The organism is Pseudomonas sp. SJZ078, assembly GCF_007828255.1.
Classification (GTDB): Bacteria; Pseudomonadota; Gammaproteobacteria; order Pseudomonadales; family Pseudomonadaceae; genus Aquipseudomonas.
In genome coordinates, this window is sequence record NZ_VIUG01000001.1 from 1 (window position 1) to 16,336 (window position 16,336).

The following is a 16,336-nucleotide window of genomic DNA, read 5'->3' on the forward strand; positions in this document are numbered from 1 at the left end:
GTCGCGGCGGTGCTGCCGGTGTGGCTGATCCTGGCCCCGCGGGACTACCTGTCGACCTTCCTCAAGATCGGCACCATCGTCGCCCTGGCGATCGGTATCCTGATCACCATGCCCGAGCTGAAAATGCCGGCGCTGACCCAGTTCACCAACGGCCTGGGCCCGGTGTGGAAGGGCGGGCTGTTCCCGTTCCTGTTCATCACCATCGCCTGCGGCGCGGTCTCGGGCTTCCATGCGCTGATCTCCTCGGGCACCACGCCCAAGCTGCTGGACAACGAAACCAACGCCCGCTACATCGGCTACGGCGGCATGCTGATGGAGTCCTTCGTGGCGATCATGGCCATGGTCGCCGCGTCGGTGATCGAGCCGGGCGTGTACTTCGCCATGAACAGCCCGGCGGCGGTGGTCGGCGGTGACGTCGTGGCCGTGGCCCAGACCATCAGCGGCTGGGGCTTTGCCATTACCCCGGACGCGCTGCAGGCGGTGGCCCGGGACATCGGCGAAACCACCGTCCTGGCCCGTGCCGGCGGTGCGCCGACCCTGGCGGTCGGTATTGCGCAGATCCTGCACTCGGTGCTGCCGGGTGAGAACACCATGGCATTCTGGTACCACTTCGCGATCCTGTTCGAAGCGCTGTTCATCCTCACCGCGGTGGACGCCGGCACCCGTGCCGGGCGGTTCATGCTGCAGGACCTGCTGGGCTCGTTCGTGCCATCGCTCAAGCGCACCGAATCCTGGACCGCCAACCTGATCGCCACCGCCGGTTGCGTGGCACTGTGGGGCTATCTGCTGTACCAGGGCGTGATCGATCCGCTGGGCGGCATCAACACCTTGTGGCCGCTGTTCGGCATTTCCAACCAGATGCTGGCCGGTATCGCCCTGATGCTCGGCACCGTGGTGCTGATCAAGATGAAGCGCCAGCGCTACATCTGGGTCACGCTGCTACCGGCGGCCTGGCTGCTGATCTGCACCACCACGGCGGGCCTGATCAAGCTGTTCGACGCGAACCCAGCGATCGGCTTCCTGGCCCTGGCGCGCAAATACAACGAAGCCCTGGCGGCCGGCCAGATCCTGGCCCCGGCCAAGAGCATCGAGCAGATGCAGCACGTGGTGTTCAATGCCTACACCAATGCCACGCTGACGGTACTGTTCCTGTTCGTGGTGCTCAGTATCCTGTTCTACGCGCTCAAGGTCGGCGTCGCCGCCTGGGGTACGAAAGAGCGCACGGATAAAGAAGCGCCATTCCAGGCCCTGCCGGACGCCTGAAACGAGGATTGCAACGATGTTCAATGACTTGAGTCGCCTCGGTAAATACCTCGGTCAGGCCGCCCGCCTGATGGTCGGCATGCCCGACTACGACAACTACGTCGAGCACATGCAAACCAAGCACCCGGACAAACCGCTGATGGACTACGAGACGTTCTTCCGCGAACGCCAGGAGGCCCGTTACGGTGGCAAGGGTGGGCCGAAGTGCTGCTGAAGGCCTTGTAACACCCCTGTGGGAGCAAGCTTTGCTCCCACAGTTGTTTTTGGGCAGCCTCAGGTTTTGTGTCTACCACCGATTCCCTGTGGGAGCGGGCTTGCCCGCGAAGGCGTCGGGTCAGTGATGAAGATGTCGGCTGATCCACCGCTATCGTCGGATCGCCGCCCGGAGCAGGCTCACTCCGCCAGCAACACCGCCGCGTCGAACCCCACCCGCAGGTTGCCCCAGTGGCGGCCGTCGAAGAAGAACGGTACGTCGATCTCGGTCATGATTTCCCCGGTATCGCGCAGGTAGGTCTGGAGCAGGAAGCGCTGGACGTTGCCCGCCGCGCGCAGGCCGATGGGGTCGTTGAAGATCCGTTTGTTGCGGCATACCGGCAGGTCAACGGCGCGGTCGCCGGTGGGTGGTTTCGACACCCAGCTGTTGTTCACCGGGCAGTAGCCCTTGGTGTCGACGATGAACGAGACCTTGCCGCCCGGTGTGCTGCGGGTGAGGGCGTCGCAGGCTTCCTGGCAGACCTGGGCAAAGCGTTCGGTGTAGCCGGTCATGTACTGCTTGGGATCGGTGCCCGGAACCAACTGGTAATTCTGGTCGAACAGGTTGAGTCCCTCGCGGTGCAATGCCTCCAGGCGTACCTGGAGGGTGTCGCGGCACTGACTGGCACGGGTGATGGCCGCATCCAGCTTGCCGTGGCCGAGCACGAACCGGCCCAGCAGCGCCTGCACCTTTTCAGCGACACCGGACAGATCACGGGTAGCGGTTGCCGAATGCTGCATGCGCTGGTCGATCGACTGGCTGTCGGCATGGATCTGGGTGACCCGTTCGTTGATGCCGGTGTTGGCATCGGCGAACTGCTGGATGTGCCCGGCGATGTCGGCCAGCTTGCCGTTGGTGGATTCGAAGTCGACGATCATGCTCTCGAAATGGCCGGAAGCACGCTCCACGACTTTTTGGGTTTCCCGGGCGCTGTGGCTGATCTGGGTGGTCTGCTCGTGGGTGGAGCCGACTTCCTCGAGCATGGCGTCGATGTTGCGCGAGATGTCGTCCGTGGCCCGGCTGACATTCTGCGCCAGGGTCCGCACCTCATCGGCCACCACGGCGAAGCCCCGGCCGCTCTCGCCGGCACGGGCGGCTTCGATGGCGGCGTTGAGGGCCAACAGGTTGGTCTGGGCAGAGATCTGCTGGATCAAGCCAACGATGGACTTGATGCTCGATGAACGCTGATTCAAGGCGCTCACCAGCGTCGCGAACTCATTGAGGCTGCCGGCGATCTCGCCGATGTTGCCGGTCACTTCCAGCAGCTCGGCATAGGAATCCCGGGCCATGCTCAGGTTCTGCGCGGTGGTGCTGGAGATGCCCTGGGTCTGGCGTGAGACCTCTTCGATGCGCTCCACGGCGGAGTTGCTCTGCTCCATGACTTCCTTGGCGAAGCGCGCCTGGTGGGTGGCGCTGTCGCTGGAGTCGCTGATGTTCTTGAGCGAGCGCGCCGACTCCACGGCGATGTGCACGGTGAGTGCCTGGACGTTGCTGATGATTTCCCGTTGCTTGGCCAGGAAACGGTTGCAGGTGCCGGCCAACACGCGGATTTCGTCATGGGTCACCAACGGCAGGTCCCTGGACAGGTCGCCTTCGCCGTTGGCGATCTCCTCCAGTGCACGGGTCATGGCGGTGACGGGGCGCACGATGAGGTGGCGAAAGTACCAGACCATGAAGCTGATCATGCACAGCGTCAAGAGCGCACCGAACAACAGGGCCTGGGTCAGGCTGTCGAGGCGGCCCTCGATCTGCCCCAGCAGGGCGGCGTCGAGCTGCGCGTTGTGCAACTGCGCCACAATGTCGGTACGGGCGCTGAGGGCCACCCAGTACAGCAAGCCGCTGACGGCGACCAGCAGGAAAAGGCTTGAGAGTTTCTTGGTGAGCGTATCGAAAAAGTGCATTTCGATGGACTCGTACAAAGCCTTCAACGTCTGCATGCCATAGCTCCTGGGCAGAAAAATATCTACTTGATGGCTAACAGTCGACCGCAGGGGTGAAAGCTTTAGCCGGATTGGAGCTATTTGATATCACTTTGCACGAGTCGATAGAGCCTTGTGGGAGCGGGCAAGCCCGCTCCCACAAGTGTTTACTGGGAATAATTCTCAAAGTATATTTGCTCGCATTAACATCCCCTGTGAGTGCGTGTCTTGAATCGTTTCACCCCTCCTGCGAATCGCAACGTCTTCATCAAGTGTGTATTGCCGACCTTGTCCTGCTGCTTCATCGCCAGCCCGTTGTGGGCCCAGGATGTAATCGAACTGCCCACCACGGACATCCAGGGCAGTCGCGTCACTCAAGATGAGGGCTACACGGCATCGCAAGCCAGCACGGCAAGCAAAAACGATGTACCGATCAAGGAAGAGGCGCAATCAATCAATGTGGTGACCCAGCAGACACTGGACGATTATCAGGTGCGCTCACTTGGCGATGCGATGAAGTTCGTCAGCGGCGTCAGCCAGGGCAATACCCTGGGGGGCTCGCGGGACTCGCTGATCAAGCGTGGTTTTGGCACCAACGACGATGGCTCGATCCTGCGCGACGGCGTGCGTTCGAACCTGGGACACAACTTCAGCGCCACCACCGAGCGGGTCGAAGTGCTCAAGGGTCCGGCCTCGATGTTGTATGGCGCGCTGGAGCCTGGTGGTCTGATCAACGTCATCAGCAAAAAGCCCGAATACACCCAGAGCACCACGCTGAGCGGCTCGGCCTACAGCGAAGGCGGCGGCACCCTGGGCGTGGACACCACCGGGCCGCTAGGGGATACCGGGCTGGCGTATCGGCTGATTGCCGAGCGTGGTCATGAAGATTACTGGCGCAACTATGGCGTGAATGAGAGCACGTTGGTGGCGCCGTCCCTGGCTTGGACGGGTGAGCGGGCCTCGTTGAGCCTGAGTTATGAGTACAACGAATATTCCAACCCGTTCGACCGGGGGACGGTGTTTACCGACGGGCATCCGGCGGATATCGATTATGACAAGCGCCTCGATGAGCGCTGGGCCAAGAGCGTCGGGATTCGTGAGACGGCGACGGCGCGTTTCGAGTATGAGTTGAGCGAGGCGTGGAAGACTCGGGTGACTTATGGCTGGAACAATGATCGGTACAGTCTTTCGATTGCGCAGCCGAGCCTGTCAAATGCCGGTAAGTTTCAGCGTGCCGCCAATGGTGCGCACTACGACGATGAAACGCGTTACGCCAGTTGGGATTTCATGGGTAAGCAGGAGCTGTTCGGTCAGCGTCATGATCTGCTGATCGGTGTCGATAATCAGGTGTCCGATCAATACCGTGGCAAGACCTACCGTGGCACTGCACAAGGAGGGTTCGATATCACCGCGCCGGTTTATGGTGGTCTGGCAGAGCCAGGCAAGATAAATGCTGCGCAAAGCAACTTGAGTAACAAACTGACTTCCAGCTCCGTTTACCTTAAAGACAACTGGCACCTGGACGATCGTTGGATTCTGGTGTTTGGAGGACGCTATCAGCATTACGACCAGTTCAGTGAGACGGGCATGATCAAGCGAGTGCCTGTTCGCGACGATAACGGCGATGCCTTTGTTCCGTTTCTGGGGCTGGTCTACAAAGCGGATGAAACTTTGTCCCTGTACGGGAATTACAGCCGTTCGTTCAAGCCCAACGATACCGTCGATGACAACCTCAGCACTTTCAAGCCGGAGGAAGGGCGCAGTTATGAAATCGGTGCCAAATATGATCCTCTGCCTGGGCTGAATATCAATCTCGCCTTGTTCGATATCGAAAAAAAGAATGTGGTAACCAATGCCGTAGTGGGTGGGAAAACCATTGCAGAAGCCGCCGGCAAAGTCGGCTCCCAAGGCCTGGAGCTCGACGTCACCGGACGTCTGGCCGAACGCTGGGACCTGATCGGCACCTACGCCTACACCCATACGGAAATACTGGATGATCCGAAGAACGAAGGCCATCGCCTGTCGGACGCGCCTAAGCACACCGCCAGCCTGTACCTGTCGCACCACCTCAACGTTCCGGCCGAATTCGGCGCCTGGCATGCCGGTGCCGGCGCACGCTACGTCGGCGAGCGCGCGGCCAACAACGCCAACGATTTCTGGCTGAGCAGCTATACCGTGGCCGACGCCTTCCTGCGTTGGGAGTCGCCGGTGCTGGGGTACAAGACGTCGCTGCAACTGAACGTCGATAACCTGTTCGACAAGCAGTACTACCCGTCCTCCACCGGCAGCCAGTTGCAAGTCGCCGTCGGGGAACCACGTACTGCGCGCCTGAGTGCCAGCGTGACGTTCTGATTCTTGAAAGCAAAAATGCCCGGACCGTTGAGTCCGGGCATTTTTTTGCTTCGTCTTTTGCTTCAGGACGCCTTCGCGAGCAGGCTCGCTCCCACATGAGTTACAGGCGTGCATTTAACCTGTGTTCACCACGGTCCCCCTGTGGGAGCGAGCCTGCTCGCGATAGCGGTCCAACCGTACTGCGCGCTCAGCGAAACGCCGGCACCACATGTTTGATGAACAGCTCAAGGGATTTCTTCTTCTCCGAGTGAGGCAGGCTGTTGTCGCACCAGAAGCTGAACTCGTCGACGCCCAGTTCCTGGTAGTACTTGATGCGCGGGATGATTTCTTCCGGGGTACCGATCATGGCGGTCTTGTGCAGGCTTTCCAGTTCGAACTCCGGGCGACCGGCGAACTTTTCTTCCGGGCTTGGCGCCAGGAAACCGTTGACCGGGGTTTCCTTGTTGCCGAACCAGGCATCGAAGGTGCGGTAGAACTTCGCGATCGCCTTGGCCCCGACTTTCCAGCCTTCGGGGTTATCCGCCGAGTGCACGTGGGTGTGACGCAGCACCATCAATTGCGGGCGTGGTACGTCGGGGTTGTTGTCCAGTGCATTCTGGAACTTGTTCTTCAGGTCGAGGACTTCTTCGTCGCCCTTCATCAACGGCGTCACCATGACGTTACAGCCGTTGGCGACTGCGAAGTTGTGCGAGTCCGGGTCGCGGGCAGCGATCCACATCGGTGGGTTCGGTTTCTGGATCGGCTTGGGCACGCTGGTGGAGGTCGGGAATTTCCAGATGTCGCCGTCGTGGGCATAGTCGCCTTGCCACAATGCCCGTACCGCCGGAACCATTTCACGCAGCGCCTGGCCGCCGGACGCCGCTGGCATGCCACCGGCCATGCGGTCGAATTCGACTTGGTAAGCGCCACGCGCCAGGCCGACTTCCATGCGACCGTTGCTGATCACGTCCAGCAATGCGCATTCACCAGCCGCCCGCAGCGGGTGCCAGAACGGCGCGATGATAGTGCCGGCGCCCAGGTGAATGGTGGTGGTCTTGGCCGCCAGGTAGGCCAGCAGCGGCATCGGGCTTGGCGAGATGGTGTATTCCATGGCGTGGTGTTCACCGATCCAGACCGTGCTGAAACCACCGGCCTCGGCCATCAGGGTCAGCTCGGTCAGGTCTTCGAACAGCTGGCGATGGCTGACGCTTTCGTCCCAGCGCTCCATGTGTACGAACAATGAAAATTTCATGGCGCTATCTCTTGATGATTGACGATCGGTTCAGGCGAGGGCGGGCAGGGCGCCCATCTTTCCATGGCAATAAACCAGTGGGCCTTGGGTGTGTTGCGGCACGATCAGGTTCTTCACGGCGCCGACCATGATGGCGTGGTCGCCGCCTTCGTATTCTCGCCACAGTTCGCATTCGATGATGGCGGTGGCATTGCCCAGCAAGGGGTTGCCCAGCTCACTCAGGGTCCATTCGATGCCGTGGGCCTTGTCCTTGCCTTTGCGGGCGAAGGCATAGGCTTCGTTCTGTTGCCCACCGGAGAGCAGATGGATGGCGAAGCGCTTGTTCCTGATCAGGACCGGGTAGGAATCGGAACTGTAGTTGGGGCAGAACAGCACCAGGGCCGGGTCCATCGACAACGAGCTGAAGGCGCTGGCGGTGAGGCCGACGATCTGGCCGTCGTCATTAAGGGTGGTGATGACCGTCACGCCGGACGGGAACGAACCCATGACTTGTTTGTAAACGTTGGCATCAATCATTTAGTAGTCCTCGCACGCATACGGTAACGACGCCGTGTCATCAATGAGCACCGGCGGCTTTGTTCAGGTCGCTTTCGGCCCATTGGGTGTAGACACAGGCATCGGCGGTGGCCCAGCGCACACGCACCGGATCGCCGGCCTTGAGCGGCATGCCGGCGGCGGAGAGGGCCTTGACGGTCATGGCGGTGCCGCCGGAGGTCACCACGCTGCAGGTCTGGCTTTCGCCGAGGAACAGCACTTCGACGACCTTGGCCGAAACTTCATTCCAGCCCGCCGCCAGGGACTCTTGAGCAGCCTGTTCGGTGCTCAGGGCCAGGGCTTTTTCCGGGCGGACCATCAGCAGCACGTCCTGGTCGGTTTGCAGCCCGGCGGTCAGGCGGATCGACAGCGACTGACCTTCGAAAGTCGCCACCGCGTTGCCCTGGGCCTTGAGCTTGAGGAAGTTCGAGTTGCCGAGGAACGACGCGACAAAGGCATTCGGCGGGTTCTGGTAAAGGTCGTAGCCGGTGCCCAGGCCGACGATCTTGCCGTGGCTGAAAATCGCGATGCGCTGGGACAGGCGCATGGCTTCTTCCTGGTCGTGGGTCACGTAGACGATGGTGATGCCCAGGCGTCGATGCAGTTGGCGCAGTTCATCCTGCAGGTCTTCGCGGAGCTTTTTATCCAGAGCACCGAGGGGTTCGTCCATCAGCAGGATGCGTGGTTCGTAGACCAGCGCCCGGGCAATCGCTACGCGTTGTTGCTGGCCGCCGGAGAGTTGCGAAGGGCGGCGATGGGCGAACTGCTCCAGTTGTACCAGCTTGAGCATGGCATCGACTCGACGGTCGCGCTCGGCCGGCGCCAGTTTGCGGATCGCCAGGGGGAAGGCAATGTTGTCGCGTACCGACAGGTGCGGGAACAGCGAGTAGCGCTGGAACACCATGCCAATGTCGCGCTTGTGCGGCGGGACGTTGACCAGGGATTTGCCGTCCACCAGGATCTCGCCGCTGCTGGGGGTTTCAAAGCCGGCCAGCATCGACAGCGTGGTGCTCTTGCCCGAGCCGCTGGAGCCGAGGAAAGTCAGAAACTCACCGTCCCGGATCTCCAGGGCGATATCGTCGACGGCGGCAAAGTCGCCGTAGTGCTTGTTCAGGTTGCGCAGGCTGACCAGGGTCTTGTTGTTCTGTTGTGCGGGGTCTTTGACGGCACTCATTGTGTTCTCCTAGGCGCTCAGGCGCTGATTTCATTGCGCCGGCGCAGGGCGGCGGCGATCACCATCACCAATACCGAGAGGCCGATCAGCAGCGTCGAAGCGACGGCGATCACAGGCGTCAGGTCCTGGCGCAGGGTGGTCCACATCTTTACAGGCAGGGTTTGCAGGGTCGGGCTGGCCATCATCACGCTCAGCACCACCTCGTCCCACGACACCAGAAACGCGAACAAGGCGCCGGCGATCATCCCCGGGCGGATGGCCGGGAAGGTGACCTTGAACACTGCTTGCAGGCGTGACGCGCCGCAGATCACGGCGGCGTCTTCGATGGACTGGTCGAACAGTTTCAACGAGTTGATGATTGAGATGATGGTGAACGGCAACGCGACAATGACGTGACTGACCACGAACGCGAACATCGTGCCGGTGTAGCCCAGCTTGAGGAACAGCGCATACACCGCCACGGCGATGATCACCAGCGGCACGATCATTGGCAGGGTGAACAGGCCATAGAGCATTTCCCGTCCCGGAAACCGGCCGCGCACCAGGGCAAACGCGGTGGGCAGGCCCAGGGCCACGGCGCAGATCGTGGTCAGTACCGCGACCTTGAGACTGGCCAGCGCGGCGCTCATCCAATCGGGGTTGGAAAAGAACTGGCCGTACCATTTGAACGTCCAGCCCGGTGGGGGGAAGACCAGCCACTGGGACGAGCCGAACGACAGCAGCACGATGAATACGATTGGCAGCAGCAGGAACAGCCCGATCAACCCGGTCGTGAAGTACAGACCGAAGCGCATGCGCCGGCTCATGGCATTGGGAGTCAGGAGCATGACCATTTACCTCGCGTTACTGGCGCCAACCGGGGATTCCGGCTGAAGCTTCAGGTAGAAGTAGAACAGCACCAGCGTGATGACGATCAGCAATGCGGCACCGGCGCTCGCCAGGCCCCAATTGAGGAACGACTGCACCTGCTGGATGATGAACTCGGGCAGCATCATGTTCTGCGCACCGCCGAGCAGTGCCGGAGTGACGTAGTAACCCAGGGACATCACGAACACCATCAGGCCACCGGAAAACAGCCCCGGCCGGCACAGCGGCAGGAACACCCGGAAGAAGTTGGTCCAGGGGCTGGCACCGCAGATGGAGCCGGCCTGCAGGATCATCGGGTCGATGGCCTGCATGGTCGCCTGCAACGGCAGGACGATGAACGGGATCATGATGTAGCTCATGCCGATCACCACGCCGGTGAGGTTGTGCACCATCTCCAGCGGCTGGTCGATGATCCCCAGGGCCATCAGCGTCTTGTTGATCACCCCGGAAGCCTGCAACAGCACCAGCCAGGAGTAGGTCCGGGCCAGCAGGCTGGTCCACATCGACAGCAACACGATGTTGAGGATCCAGCGACCCCAGCCCCGCGGCACCAGGGTGATGGCCCAGGCCAGGGGGAAACCCAGCAGCAGGCTGAACAGCGTCACCAGGCCGGCCACCGAAAAGGTATTGAGCAGCACTCGGGTATAAGCCGAGTTGGCGAACAGTTGCTCGTAGTTACCCAACCCGGGAACCGGTTCCAGCACGCCACGCAGGAGCAGGCCGATCAACGGCGCCAGGAAGAACAGGCCAAGGAACAGCAGGGCGGGAGCCAGGTTGCCGGCCCCGCGCCAGCGCTGGGACAGCGATGGGGTCGTCGCTGCCTTAGCGGTTGCCACACCAGCAGCGCCAGCGGCGCTCCCGGTGTGTCGGGTTGTCGTTGCCGACATTTTCATTTGACCAGCCATTCGTTCCACCGTGTCGCGATGTCCTGACCGTTCTTGGCCCAGTACGCGAAATCAAGCGTGATCTGATCCTTGGCATAGGCGGTCGGCAGGTTGGGGGCGAGCACCGAATCCAGGCGTGCGACGCTATCGACGTTGACCGGGGCATAAGCGGTCAGGTTGGAGAAGTCGGCCTGGCCCTTGGCGCTGCTGGAGTTGGCCAGGAACTTCATGGCGGCGGCCTTGTTCTTCGAGCCCTTCGGTACCACCAGGATGTCGGCCATGACCAGGTTCTGTTTCCAGCTCACGCCCACCGGCGCGCCGTCCTGTTGCAGTGCGTAGATGCGACCGTTCCAGAACTGGCCGAGGCTGGCTTCACCGGACGCGAGCAGTTGCTGGGACTGGGCGCCGCCGCCCCACCAGACGATGTCTTTCTTGATGGTGTCGAGTTTCTTGAAGGCGCGATCCAGGTCCAGGGGATAGAGCTTGTCCTGAGGGACGCCGTCGGCCAGCAGGGCCAGTTCAAGCACGCCGGGGCTCGGCCATTTGTACAGGGCGCGTTTGCCGGGGTAGGTCTTGGTGTCGAACAACGCGGACCAGTCCTGGGGCTTGCCGGCGCCGAGCTTGCCTTCGTTGTAGCCGAGGACGAAGGAGAAGTAGAAGGAGCCTACGCCGTGATCGGAAACGAAGCGTGGATCGATCTTGTCGCGCTGGATGACCGAGAAGTCCAGTGGTTCGAGCAGGCCTTCGGCAGCGGCGCGCAAGGCAAAGTCAGCCTCGACGTCAACCACGTCCCACTGCACGTTGCCACTTTCGACCATGGCCTTGAGCTTGCCGTAGTCAGTGGGGCCATCCTGGACCACGGTGATGCCGGTGCTCTTGCTGAACGGGTCGGCCCAGGCCTGCTTCTGTGCATCCTGGGTCGTACCACCCCAGCTGACGAAGTTGACACTTTCGGCAGCCATCGCCGCTTGGCTGGTAACACCCAGCAAGCCAGCAAAAAGAACGGCAACCGCACTTTTCTTCAACACCATTTTCACGCCCTCATTGTTGTGTTTATTGAGCGGGCTTGTGTGTGCCCGCTTATCGGGAGCTATAGGTCCATCTGGCTTTGCAGGACCGGGCCAAGGGCTGGATGGCTATGCTTTCCCTGCCGGGCGCACTTGGCTGGCGCGTTCGGTCTATGGAATATCATATTATGGTATTCCAAACTTTCTGCAAGCATTTTGCCGTACCGGCTATCTGTCCAAGGCAGATTTTTCTCTTATGATTTTTTTCCAGGCGGCCTCCGGCCCTGTGGGATCTCGGAGTTATCCGGTAAACGGAATGCTCTCCACCACCTCCAGGTCGTATCCGGTCAAACCGGCATACTTGAGCGGCGGTCCCAGGTGGCGCAGCTTGCCGACGCCCAGGTCCTGGAGAATCTGCGCCCCGGTACCGACTTCTGAATAGATGCGTGACCGGGAACGGCTGAACTGGCGTGGTGGCTGGGTGAGTTGTGGCACGCGTTCGAGCAGCGCTTGTGAGGATTCGTGGTTGGCCAGGACGACCACCACGCCGCAGCCCTCTTCGGCGACCCGTTGCAAGGCCGCCCAGAGTGTCCAGTTGGACGGGCCATTGTATTCGGCGCCCACCAGGTCCCGTAGCGGGTCGATGGCATGGACTCGTACCAGGGTGGGTTCTTCCCGGCGGATGTTGCCCATGACCATCGCCATGTGCACGCCACCCTCGATGCGGTCTTCAAAGGTGAACAGCCGGAAGGTGCCGTGCACGGTGGGCAGTTCCCGTTCGCCGATGCGTACCACGGTGTGTTCGGTGCTCAAGCGATAGTGGATCAGGTCGGCGATGGTGCCGATCTTGATCCCGTGCTTGCGGGCGAATACTTCCAGGTCCGGGCGGCGGGCCATGGTGCCGTCGTCGTTCATGACTTCGACGATCACCGATGCCGGCGTGAAACCGGCCAGGCGCGCCAGGTCGCAGCCGGCTTCGGTATGCCCGGCCCGGGTCAGGACACCCCCTTCCCGGGCGCGTAGCGGGAAGATATGCCCCGGCTGGACGATATCGGTGGGGCCGGCATCGGCGGCGACCGCCGCGGCCACGGTGCGCGCCCGGTCGGCGGCGGAAATGCCGGTGGTCACGCCGGTGGCGGCCTCGATGGACACGGTGAACGCTGTGCTGAACACGCTGCCATTGCTCGGCACCATCTGTTCGAGCCCCAGGCGCTGGCAGTGTTCGTCGGTCAAGGTCAGGCAGATCAGCCCGCGGGCTTCCCGGGCCATGAAGCTGATGGCCTGGGCGTTGCAGCAATCGGCGGCCAGCAGCAGATCACCTTCGTTTTCCCGGTCTTCATCGTCCACCAGCAACACCATCTTGCCCTGGCGGTAGTCTTCGATGATTTCTTGAATACTGTTAAAGGCCATGTGGGGATCTCTTTGTCAGGATGGGATGCATGAAGGAAACCGCTTGTGGTATACCATAATACAAATCAACCCGAGAGGTCACTATGAAGGCGTACTGGATTGCCCATGTGGATGTCACCGACCCTGATCAATATAGCCAATACACCCAACGGGCTCCGGCGGCGTTTGCCTTGTACGGAGGACGGATGCTGGCCCGGGGCGGGCGTAGCGAGGCAATGGAGGGCAGGGCCACGCCGCAGCGCAGCGTGGTCATCGAATTCGATTCCTACGAGCAGGCGCTGGCCTGTTATCACTCGGAGCAGTACCAGGAGGCCAAGCGCCACCGCAAGGATGTGGCCCGGGCCGAGGTGGTCATCGTCGAGGGGGTGGCGCCCTTGTAGGCGCCGGTGTCGGCTTCACTTTGTGGTGTGGGCAGGGTTTGTGTACGGCATCCAACCCTGTGGGAGCGGGCTTGCCCGCGAAGACGGCGGCACATACAACATCTACATGACAGACACTGCGCTTTCGCGAGCGAGCCCGCTCCCACAAAAGGGGTCAACGGATGAAGTGGATCTTGCCGCTGTCGTCGTTGCCGATGTAGATGCCGTAGACCCCGGCCTGGCGCTCCTCGATATAACGTTCGAGGATCTGGCGGATGGCCGGGTAGTAGATGCTGTCCCAGGGAATGTCTTGCGGTGCGAAGAACTGGCAGGCAAGGGTTTCCGGGCCGAACTGGCCGGTGATTTCCAGCGCGACGGCGCGGAAGATGATGTACACCTCGCTGATCTTCGGCACGCTGAAGATCGAGTAGGGCGAGACGATGTCCGCGCGCACGCCGGTTTCCTCCCAGACTTCCCGCAACGCCGCCTGCTCGGTGGTCTCGTTGCCTTCCATGAAGCCGGCAGGCAGGGTCCAGGTGCCCGGGCGTGGGGGGATGGCGCGCTGGCACAACAGGTATTTGCCGTCCTGCTCGATGATGCAGCCGGCAATGATCTTCGGGTTGACATAGTGGATGTAGCCGCAGCCGCCACACATCAGCCGCTCATGGGTATCGCCCGCCGGCAGGCGTTGACTCAGGTCGCTGCCGCCACACTTTGGACAAAAGCTCGGGCTGAACATGTCAGTGTCCTATACGAGGTTCTTTCAGGGCGATGGGGACCGTGATTTCAGGAATATCGCCGGTCTCTTCCTGCTTGCGCTTGAGGTATTCCAGCGCAACCTTGGCCGCGGCCCGTACGTGGTCCACCGAAGCCTGGTGGGCGGCCAGCGGATCGCCGCTCTTGATGGCCTCGACGATGCGTTCCATTTCCTGGTTGCTGGCGCCGCGGCGGTTTTCCTGGGACACCGATGTGGCTCGCAGGTAGCTGATGCGCGCCTGCAATTGGCGTAACTGGGTGGCGGCCACATGGTTGCCGGAGCCTTCGAGCAGCACATCGTAGAAACCCTGTACCGAATCCAGCACCTGTTGCAGTTCGCCGTCCTTGAGGGCCTCGCGGTTTTCCTTCAGGGCCTTTTCGAGGGCCTTGATGTCCTTGGCGCTGGCGCGCAGGGTGAACAACTGGACGATCAGCCCTTCCAGCACGCAACGCAGCTCATAGATGTCACCGGCATCGTCCAGGGTAATGATCGCGACCCGTGGGCCCTTGGCATCGGCGAATTCCACCAGGCCTTCGGACTCCAGGTGACGCAAGGCTTCGCGCACCGACGTGCGGCTCACGCCCAGGCGATCGCACAGATCGCGCTCGACCAGACGATCTCCCGGCAGGAGCTGGAAGTTCATGATGGCGCTTCGCAGCTTATCCAGCACAATCTCGCGCAGGGTAACGGGGTTGCGATTGACCTTGAAGCTGTCGTCGAGTGGCAGGCGTTTCATGGGCGTTGCTCTTTAGGTGGCTGTCCATGCAAAAAGAGCACGTCGATCATCGTCACGTGCTCTTTGCAAAACCAGCCAAGGTTAACTGGAGGCCTCGGCATCGGCGTCAGCGAAGGCTTCACGGGCGAGCCGGAAACTGTCGACGGCTGCGGGTACACCGCAATAGATACCGACCTGAAGCAGGATTTCGCGTATTTGTTCACGACTCAGGCCATTGCGCAAGGCACCGCGTACATGCAGTTTGAGCTCATGAGGCCGATTGAGGGCCGAAATCATGGCCAAGTTTATCATGCTGCGTTCCTTGAGCGACAAACCCTCGCGGCCCCAGACGTGACCCCAGCAGTATTCGGTGACCATTTCCTGCAATGGCCGGGTGAAGTCGTCGGCGTTTTCGATGGAGCGTTTCACATAGGCTTCGCCCAGCACCTGGGTGCGGATCTTCAAGCCTTTCGCGTATTTGTCGTTGCTCATTTTCCGTGTCTCCCGCGGGGCTCAGAGCCCGTCCATCAGGGTGTATTCCAGCGCCTCGCTCATGCGCCAGGCCCGGCCCAGGTCGCGGGTGTAGCAATAGGCGGCGAGCCCGGAATCGGTGTCGTTGGCCATCTCCACGGCCTGTGCCTCGCTGCCGAAGCGAAAGACCGCTGCCAGCGGCCCGAAGGTTTCTTCCCGGGCGACTTTCATCTGCGTCGTGACGCCGGCCAGTACCGTCGGCTGGAAGAAGCCGTGACCCAAGGCATGGCGTTCGCCGCCGCAGAGCACCCGGGCACCGTGGGCGAGGGCGTCCTGGACATGGTCCTCGACCTTGGCGACGGCCCGTTCGTTGACCAGCGGACCCTGGCTGACGCCCGCCTCGAAGCCGTACAGTTGCGAGGCTGCTGGACTCATGCCGGCTCCTGAAATAAAGATAGAAAAGTCACTTCTGGCCCCTGCGGCGAGGGGATTTATCCCCGCTGGGCTGCGGAGCAGCCCTAAGACCTGCCACCTCGGTGTGTCAGGTTGATTGAGTTGACAGCTTTTGGGGCCGCTTCGCGCCCCAGCGGGGATAAATCCCCTCGCCACAACAGTGTCCGGCTCAGGTTCTCCTTGCGCCGTTCAGCCCAGCGCGGGCAGGGCGCCCAGTTTGCCCTTGTGGTAGATCATCGGCGTAACCGGCTGCTCAGGCAGGATCAGGTGCTTCACCGCGCCGACGATGATCGCGTGGTCGCCGCCGTCGTATTCGCGCCACAGTTCGCACTCGATGATTGCCGTGGCCTTGGCCAGGATCGGGTTGCCGAGGGCGCTCAGGTGCCAGTCGATGCCGTTGGCCTTGTCCTTGCCTTTACCGGCGAAGGCGTAGGCCTCGGCGGTCTGGTCGGCGGACAGCAGGTGAATCGCGAACTGCTTGCTGTCCCGCAGGATCGGGTAGGTGTCGGAGGCGTAATTGGGGCAGAACAGCACCAGCGCCGGGTCGATCGACAACGCGCTGAACGCGCTGGCGGTGATGCCGACAATGTTCCCGTCCGGGTCCAGGGTGGTGACCACTGTGACGCCGGAGGGGAACGAGCCCATGACTTCTTTGTAAATGCCGGGTTCGATCATGGCGGCCGTCTC

Annotated in this window: 16 protein-coding genes and 1 pseudogene; 4 read left to right on the plus strand and 13 right to left on the minus strand. The window is 61.6% G+C overall.

All coding sequences use genetic code 11. From position 1 onward, the window contains the following. Both FBY02_RS00005 and FBY02_RS00010 read left to right on the plus strand, forming a co-directional pair. Positions 1 to 1,263, plus strand: a 1,263-nt coding sequence (locus tag FBY02_RS00005) for a carbon starvation CstA family protein (protein WP_306085244.1), incomplete at its 5' end; no start/stop codon positions are given. A gap of 16 nt (positions 1,264 to 1,279) precedes the next feature. Then, the gene (locus tag FBY02_RS00010; protein WP_144921505.1) at positions 1,280 to 1,477 is read left to right on the plus strand and encodes a YbdD/YjiX family protein; all 198 of its coding nucleotides are present in this window, start codon (positions 1,280 to 1,282) and stop codon (positions 1,475 to 1,477) included. A 179-nt stretch (positions 1,478 to 1,656) separates the two neighbouring features. Here the strand turns inward: FBY02_RS00010 and FBY02_RS00015 are convergent, their stop codons facing one another. After that, positions 1,657 to 3,453 (minus strand): methyl-accepting chemotaxis protein, encoded by a 1,797-nt coding sequence (locus FBY02_RS00015; RefSeq protein WP_144921510.1) that lies wholly within the window; start codon positions 3,451 to 3,453, stop codon positions 1,657 to 1,659. Between the two features lie 210 nt (positions 3,454 to 3,663). Here FBY02_RS00015 and FBY02_RS00020 point away from each other — a divergent pair, with 210 nt between their 5' ends. After that, positions 3,664 to 5,787, plus strand: a complete 2,124-nt coding sequence (locus tag FBY02_RS00020) for a TonB-dependent siderophore receptor (protein WP_144921513.1) — start codon at positions 3,664 to 3,666, stop codon at positions 5,785 to 5,787. Between the two features lie 187 nt (positions 5,788 to 5,974). Here FBY02_RS00020 and FBY02_RS00025 read toward each other — a convergent pair whose 3' ends face one another. The 7 genes from FBY02_RS00025 to ribBA form a co-directional block, all read right to left on the minus strand. Beyond that, complete coding sequence (locus FBY02_RS00025; protein WP_144921516.1) at positions 5,975 to 7,018, minus strand: LLM class flavin-dependent oxidoreductase; 1,044 nt, start codon at positions 7,016 to 7,018, stop codon at positions 5,975 to 5,977. A 30-nt stretch (positions 7,019 to 7,048) separates the two neighbouring features. After that, entirely contained in the window at positions 7,049 to 7,534 is a 486-nt protein-coding gene (locus tag FBY02_RS00030; protein WP_144921519.1) for a flavin reductase family protein, read from the minus strand. A gap of 40 nt (positions 7,535 to 7,574) precedes the next feature. Then, complete coding sequence (locus FBY02_RS00035; protein ID WP_144921522.1) at positions 7,575 to 8,726, minus strand: ABC transporter ATP-binding protein; 1,152 nt, start codon at positions 8,724 to 8,726, stop codon at positions 7,575 to 7,577. 17 nt (positions 8,727 to 8,743) lie between these two features. After that, positions 8,744 to 9,553 carry an ABC transporter permease gene (locus tag FBY02_RS00040; protein WP_041022978.1) on the minus strand — a complete coding sequence of 270 codons (810 nt, stop codon included), beginning with the start codon at positions 9,551 to 9,553 and terminating at the stop codon, positions 8,744 to 8,746. 6 nt (positions 9,554 to 9,559) lie between these two features. After that, positions 9,560 to 10,486 (minus strand): ABC transporter permease, encoded by a 927-nt coding sequence (locus tag FBY02_RS00045; RefSeq protein ID WP_144921525.1) that lies wholly within the window; start codon positions 10,484 to 10,486, stop codon positions 9,560 to 9,562. Further along, positions 10,483 to 11,508 carry an ABC transporter substrate-binding protein gene (locus FBY02_RS00050; protein ID WP_144921528.1) on the minus strand — a complete coding sequence of 342 codons (1,026 nt, stop codon included), beginning with the start codon at positions 11,506 to 11,508 and terminating at the stop codon, positions 10,483 to 10,485. The genes FBY02_RS00045 and FBY02_RS00050 overlap by 4 nt, the downstream gene beginning before the upstream one ends. 276 nt (positions 11,509 to 11,784) lie before the next feature. Further along, positions 11,785 to 12,894, minus strand: a complete 1,110-nt coding sequence (gene ribBA / locus FBY02_RS00055) for a bifunctional 3,4-dihydroxy-2-butanone-4-phosphate synthase/GTP cyclohydrolase II (RefSeq protein ID WP_144921531.1) — start codon at positions 12,892 to 12,894, stop codon at positions 11,785 to 11,787. A gap of 83 nt (positions 12,895 to 12,977) precedes the next feature. Between ribBA and FBY02_RS00060 the strand changes: the two genes are divergently transcribed. Next, positions 12,978 to 13,274: a DUF1330 domain-containing protein gene (locus FBY02_RS00060; protein ID WP_144921534.1), complete on the plus strand. Its 297-nt coding sequence runs from the start codon at positions 12,978 to 12,980 to the stop codon at positions 13,272 to 13,274. A gap of 154 nt (positions 13,275 to 13,428) precedes the next feature. Here the strand turns inward: FBY02_RS00060 and FBY02_RS00065 are convergent, their stop codons facing one another. From FBY02_RS00065 to FBY02_RS00085, 5 genes and pseudogenes are all read right to left on the minus strand, one after another. Continuing rightward, on the minus strand, positions 13,429 to 13,992 hold the full coding sequence (locus tag FBY02_RS00065; protein WP_144921538.1) for an NUDIX hydrolase: 564 nt from the start codon (positions 13,990 to 13,992) through the stop codon (positions 13,429 to 13,431). A 1-nt stretch (position 13,993) separates the two neighbouring features. Next, positions 13,994 to 14,746 carry a GntR family transcriptional regulator gene (locus FBY02_RS00070; RefSeq protein WP_047698815.1) on the minus strand — a complete coding sequence of 251 codons (753 nt, stop codon included), beginning with the start codon at positions 14,744 to 14,746 and terminating at the stop codon, positions 13,994 to 13,996. Between the two features lie 81 nt (positions 14,747 to 14,827). Next, a complete protein-coding gene (locus FBY02_RS00075; RefSeq protein ID WP_144921541.1) occupies positions 14,828 to 15,217 on the minus strand; it encodes a carboxymuconolactone decarboxylase family protein in 390 nt (129 codons plus the stop codon). A gap of 33 nt (positions 15,218 to 15,250) precedes the next feature. Continuing rightward, a pseudogene (locus FBY02_RS00080) lies at positions 15,251 to 15,604 on the minus strand (aldehyde dehydrogenase family protein); the annotation flags it as partial. 234 nt (positions 15,605 to 15,838) lie between these two features. Further along, positions 15,839 to 16,324 carry a flavin reductase family protein gene (locus FBY02_RS00085; protein ID WP_144921543.1) on the minus strand — a complete coding sequence of 162 codons (486 nt, stop codon included), beginning with the start codon at positions 16,322 to 16,324 and terminating at the stop codon, positions 15,839 to 15,841. Between the last annotated feature and the right edge of the window lie 12 nt (positions 16,325 to 16,336).

Excerpts from the sequence above, each read along its gene's own strand:
- FBY02_RS00010 (WP_144921505.1), top strand. The coding sequence starts at position 1,280 with ATGTTCAATGACTTGAGTCGCCTCGGTAAATACCTCGGTCAGGCCGCC.
- FBY02_RS00015 (WP_144921510.1), bottom strand. The coding sequence starts at position 3,453 with ATGCAGACGTTGAAGGCTTTGTACGAGTCCATCGAAATGCACTTTTTC.
- FBY02_RS00025 (WP_144921516.1), bottom strand. The coding sequence starts at position 7,018 with ATGAAATTTTCATTGTTCGTACACATGGAGCGCTGGGACGAAAGCGTC.
- FBY02_RS00030 (WP_144921519.1), bottom strand. The coding sequence starts at position 7,534 with ATGATTGATGCCAACGTTTACAAACAAGTCATGGGTTCGTTCCCGTCC.
- FBY02_RS00035 (WP_144921522.1), bottom strand. The coding sequence starts at position 8,726 with ATGAGTGCCGTCAAAGACCCCGCACAACAGAACAACAAGACCCTGGTC.
- FBY02_RS00040 (WP_041022978.1), bottom strand. The coding sequence starts at position 9,553 with ATGCTCCTGACTCCCAATGCCATGAGCCGGCGCATGCGCTTCGGTCTG.
- FBY02_RS00045 (WP_144921525.1), bottom strand. The coding sequence starts at position 10,486 with ATGAAAATGTCGGCAACGACAACCCGACACACCGGGAGCGCCGCTGGC.
- FBY02_RS00050 (WP_144921528.1), bottom strand. The coding sequence starts at position 11,508 with ATGGTGTTGAAGAAAAGTGCGGTTGCCGTTCTTTTTGCTGGCTTGCTG.
- ribBA (WP_144921531.1), bottom strand. The coding sequence starts at position 12,894 with ATGGCCTTTAACAGTATTCAAGAAATCATCGAAGACTACCGCCAGGGC.
- FBY02_RS00060 (WP_144921534.1), top strand. The coding sequence starts at position 12,978 with ATGAAGGCGTACTGGATTGCCCATGTGGATGTCACCGACCCTGATCAA.
- FBY02_RS00065 (WP_144921538.1), bottom strand. The coding sequence starts at position 13,992 with ATGTTCAGCCCGAGCTTTTGTCCAAAGTGTGGCGGCAGCGACCTGAGT.
- FBY02_RS00070 (WP_047698815.1), bottom strand. The coding sequence starts at position 14,746 with ATGAAACGCCTGCCACTCGACGACAGCTTCAAGGTCAATCGCAACCCC.
- FBY02_RS00075 (WP_144921541.1), bottom strand. The coding sequence starts at position 15,217 with ATGAGCAACGACAAATACGCGAAAGGCTTGAAGATCCGCACCCAGGTG.
- FBY02_RS00085 (WP_144921543.1), bottom strand. The coding sequence starts at position 16,324 with ATGATCGAACCCGGCATTTACAAAGAAGTCATGGGCTCGTTCCCCTCC.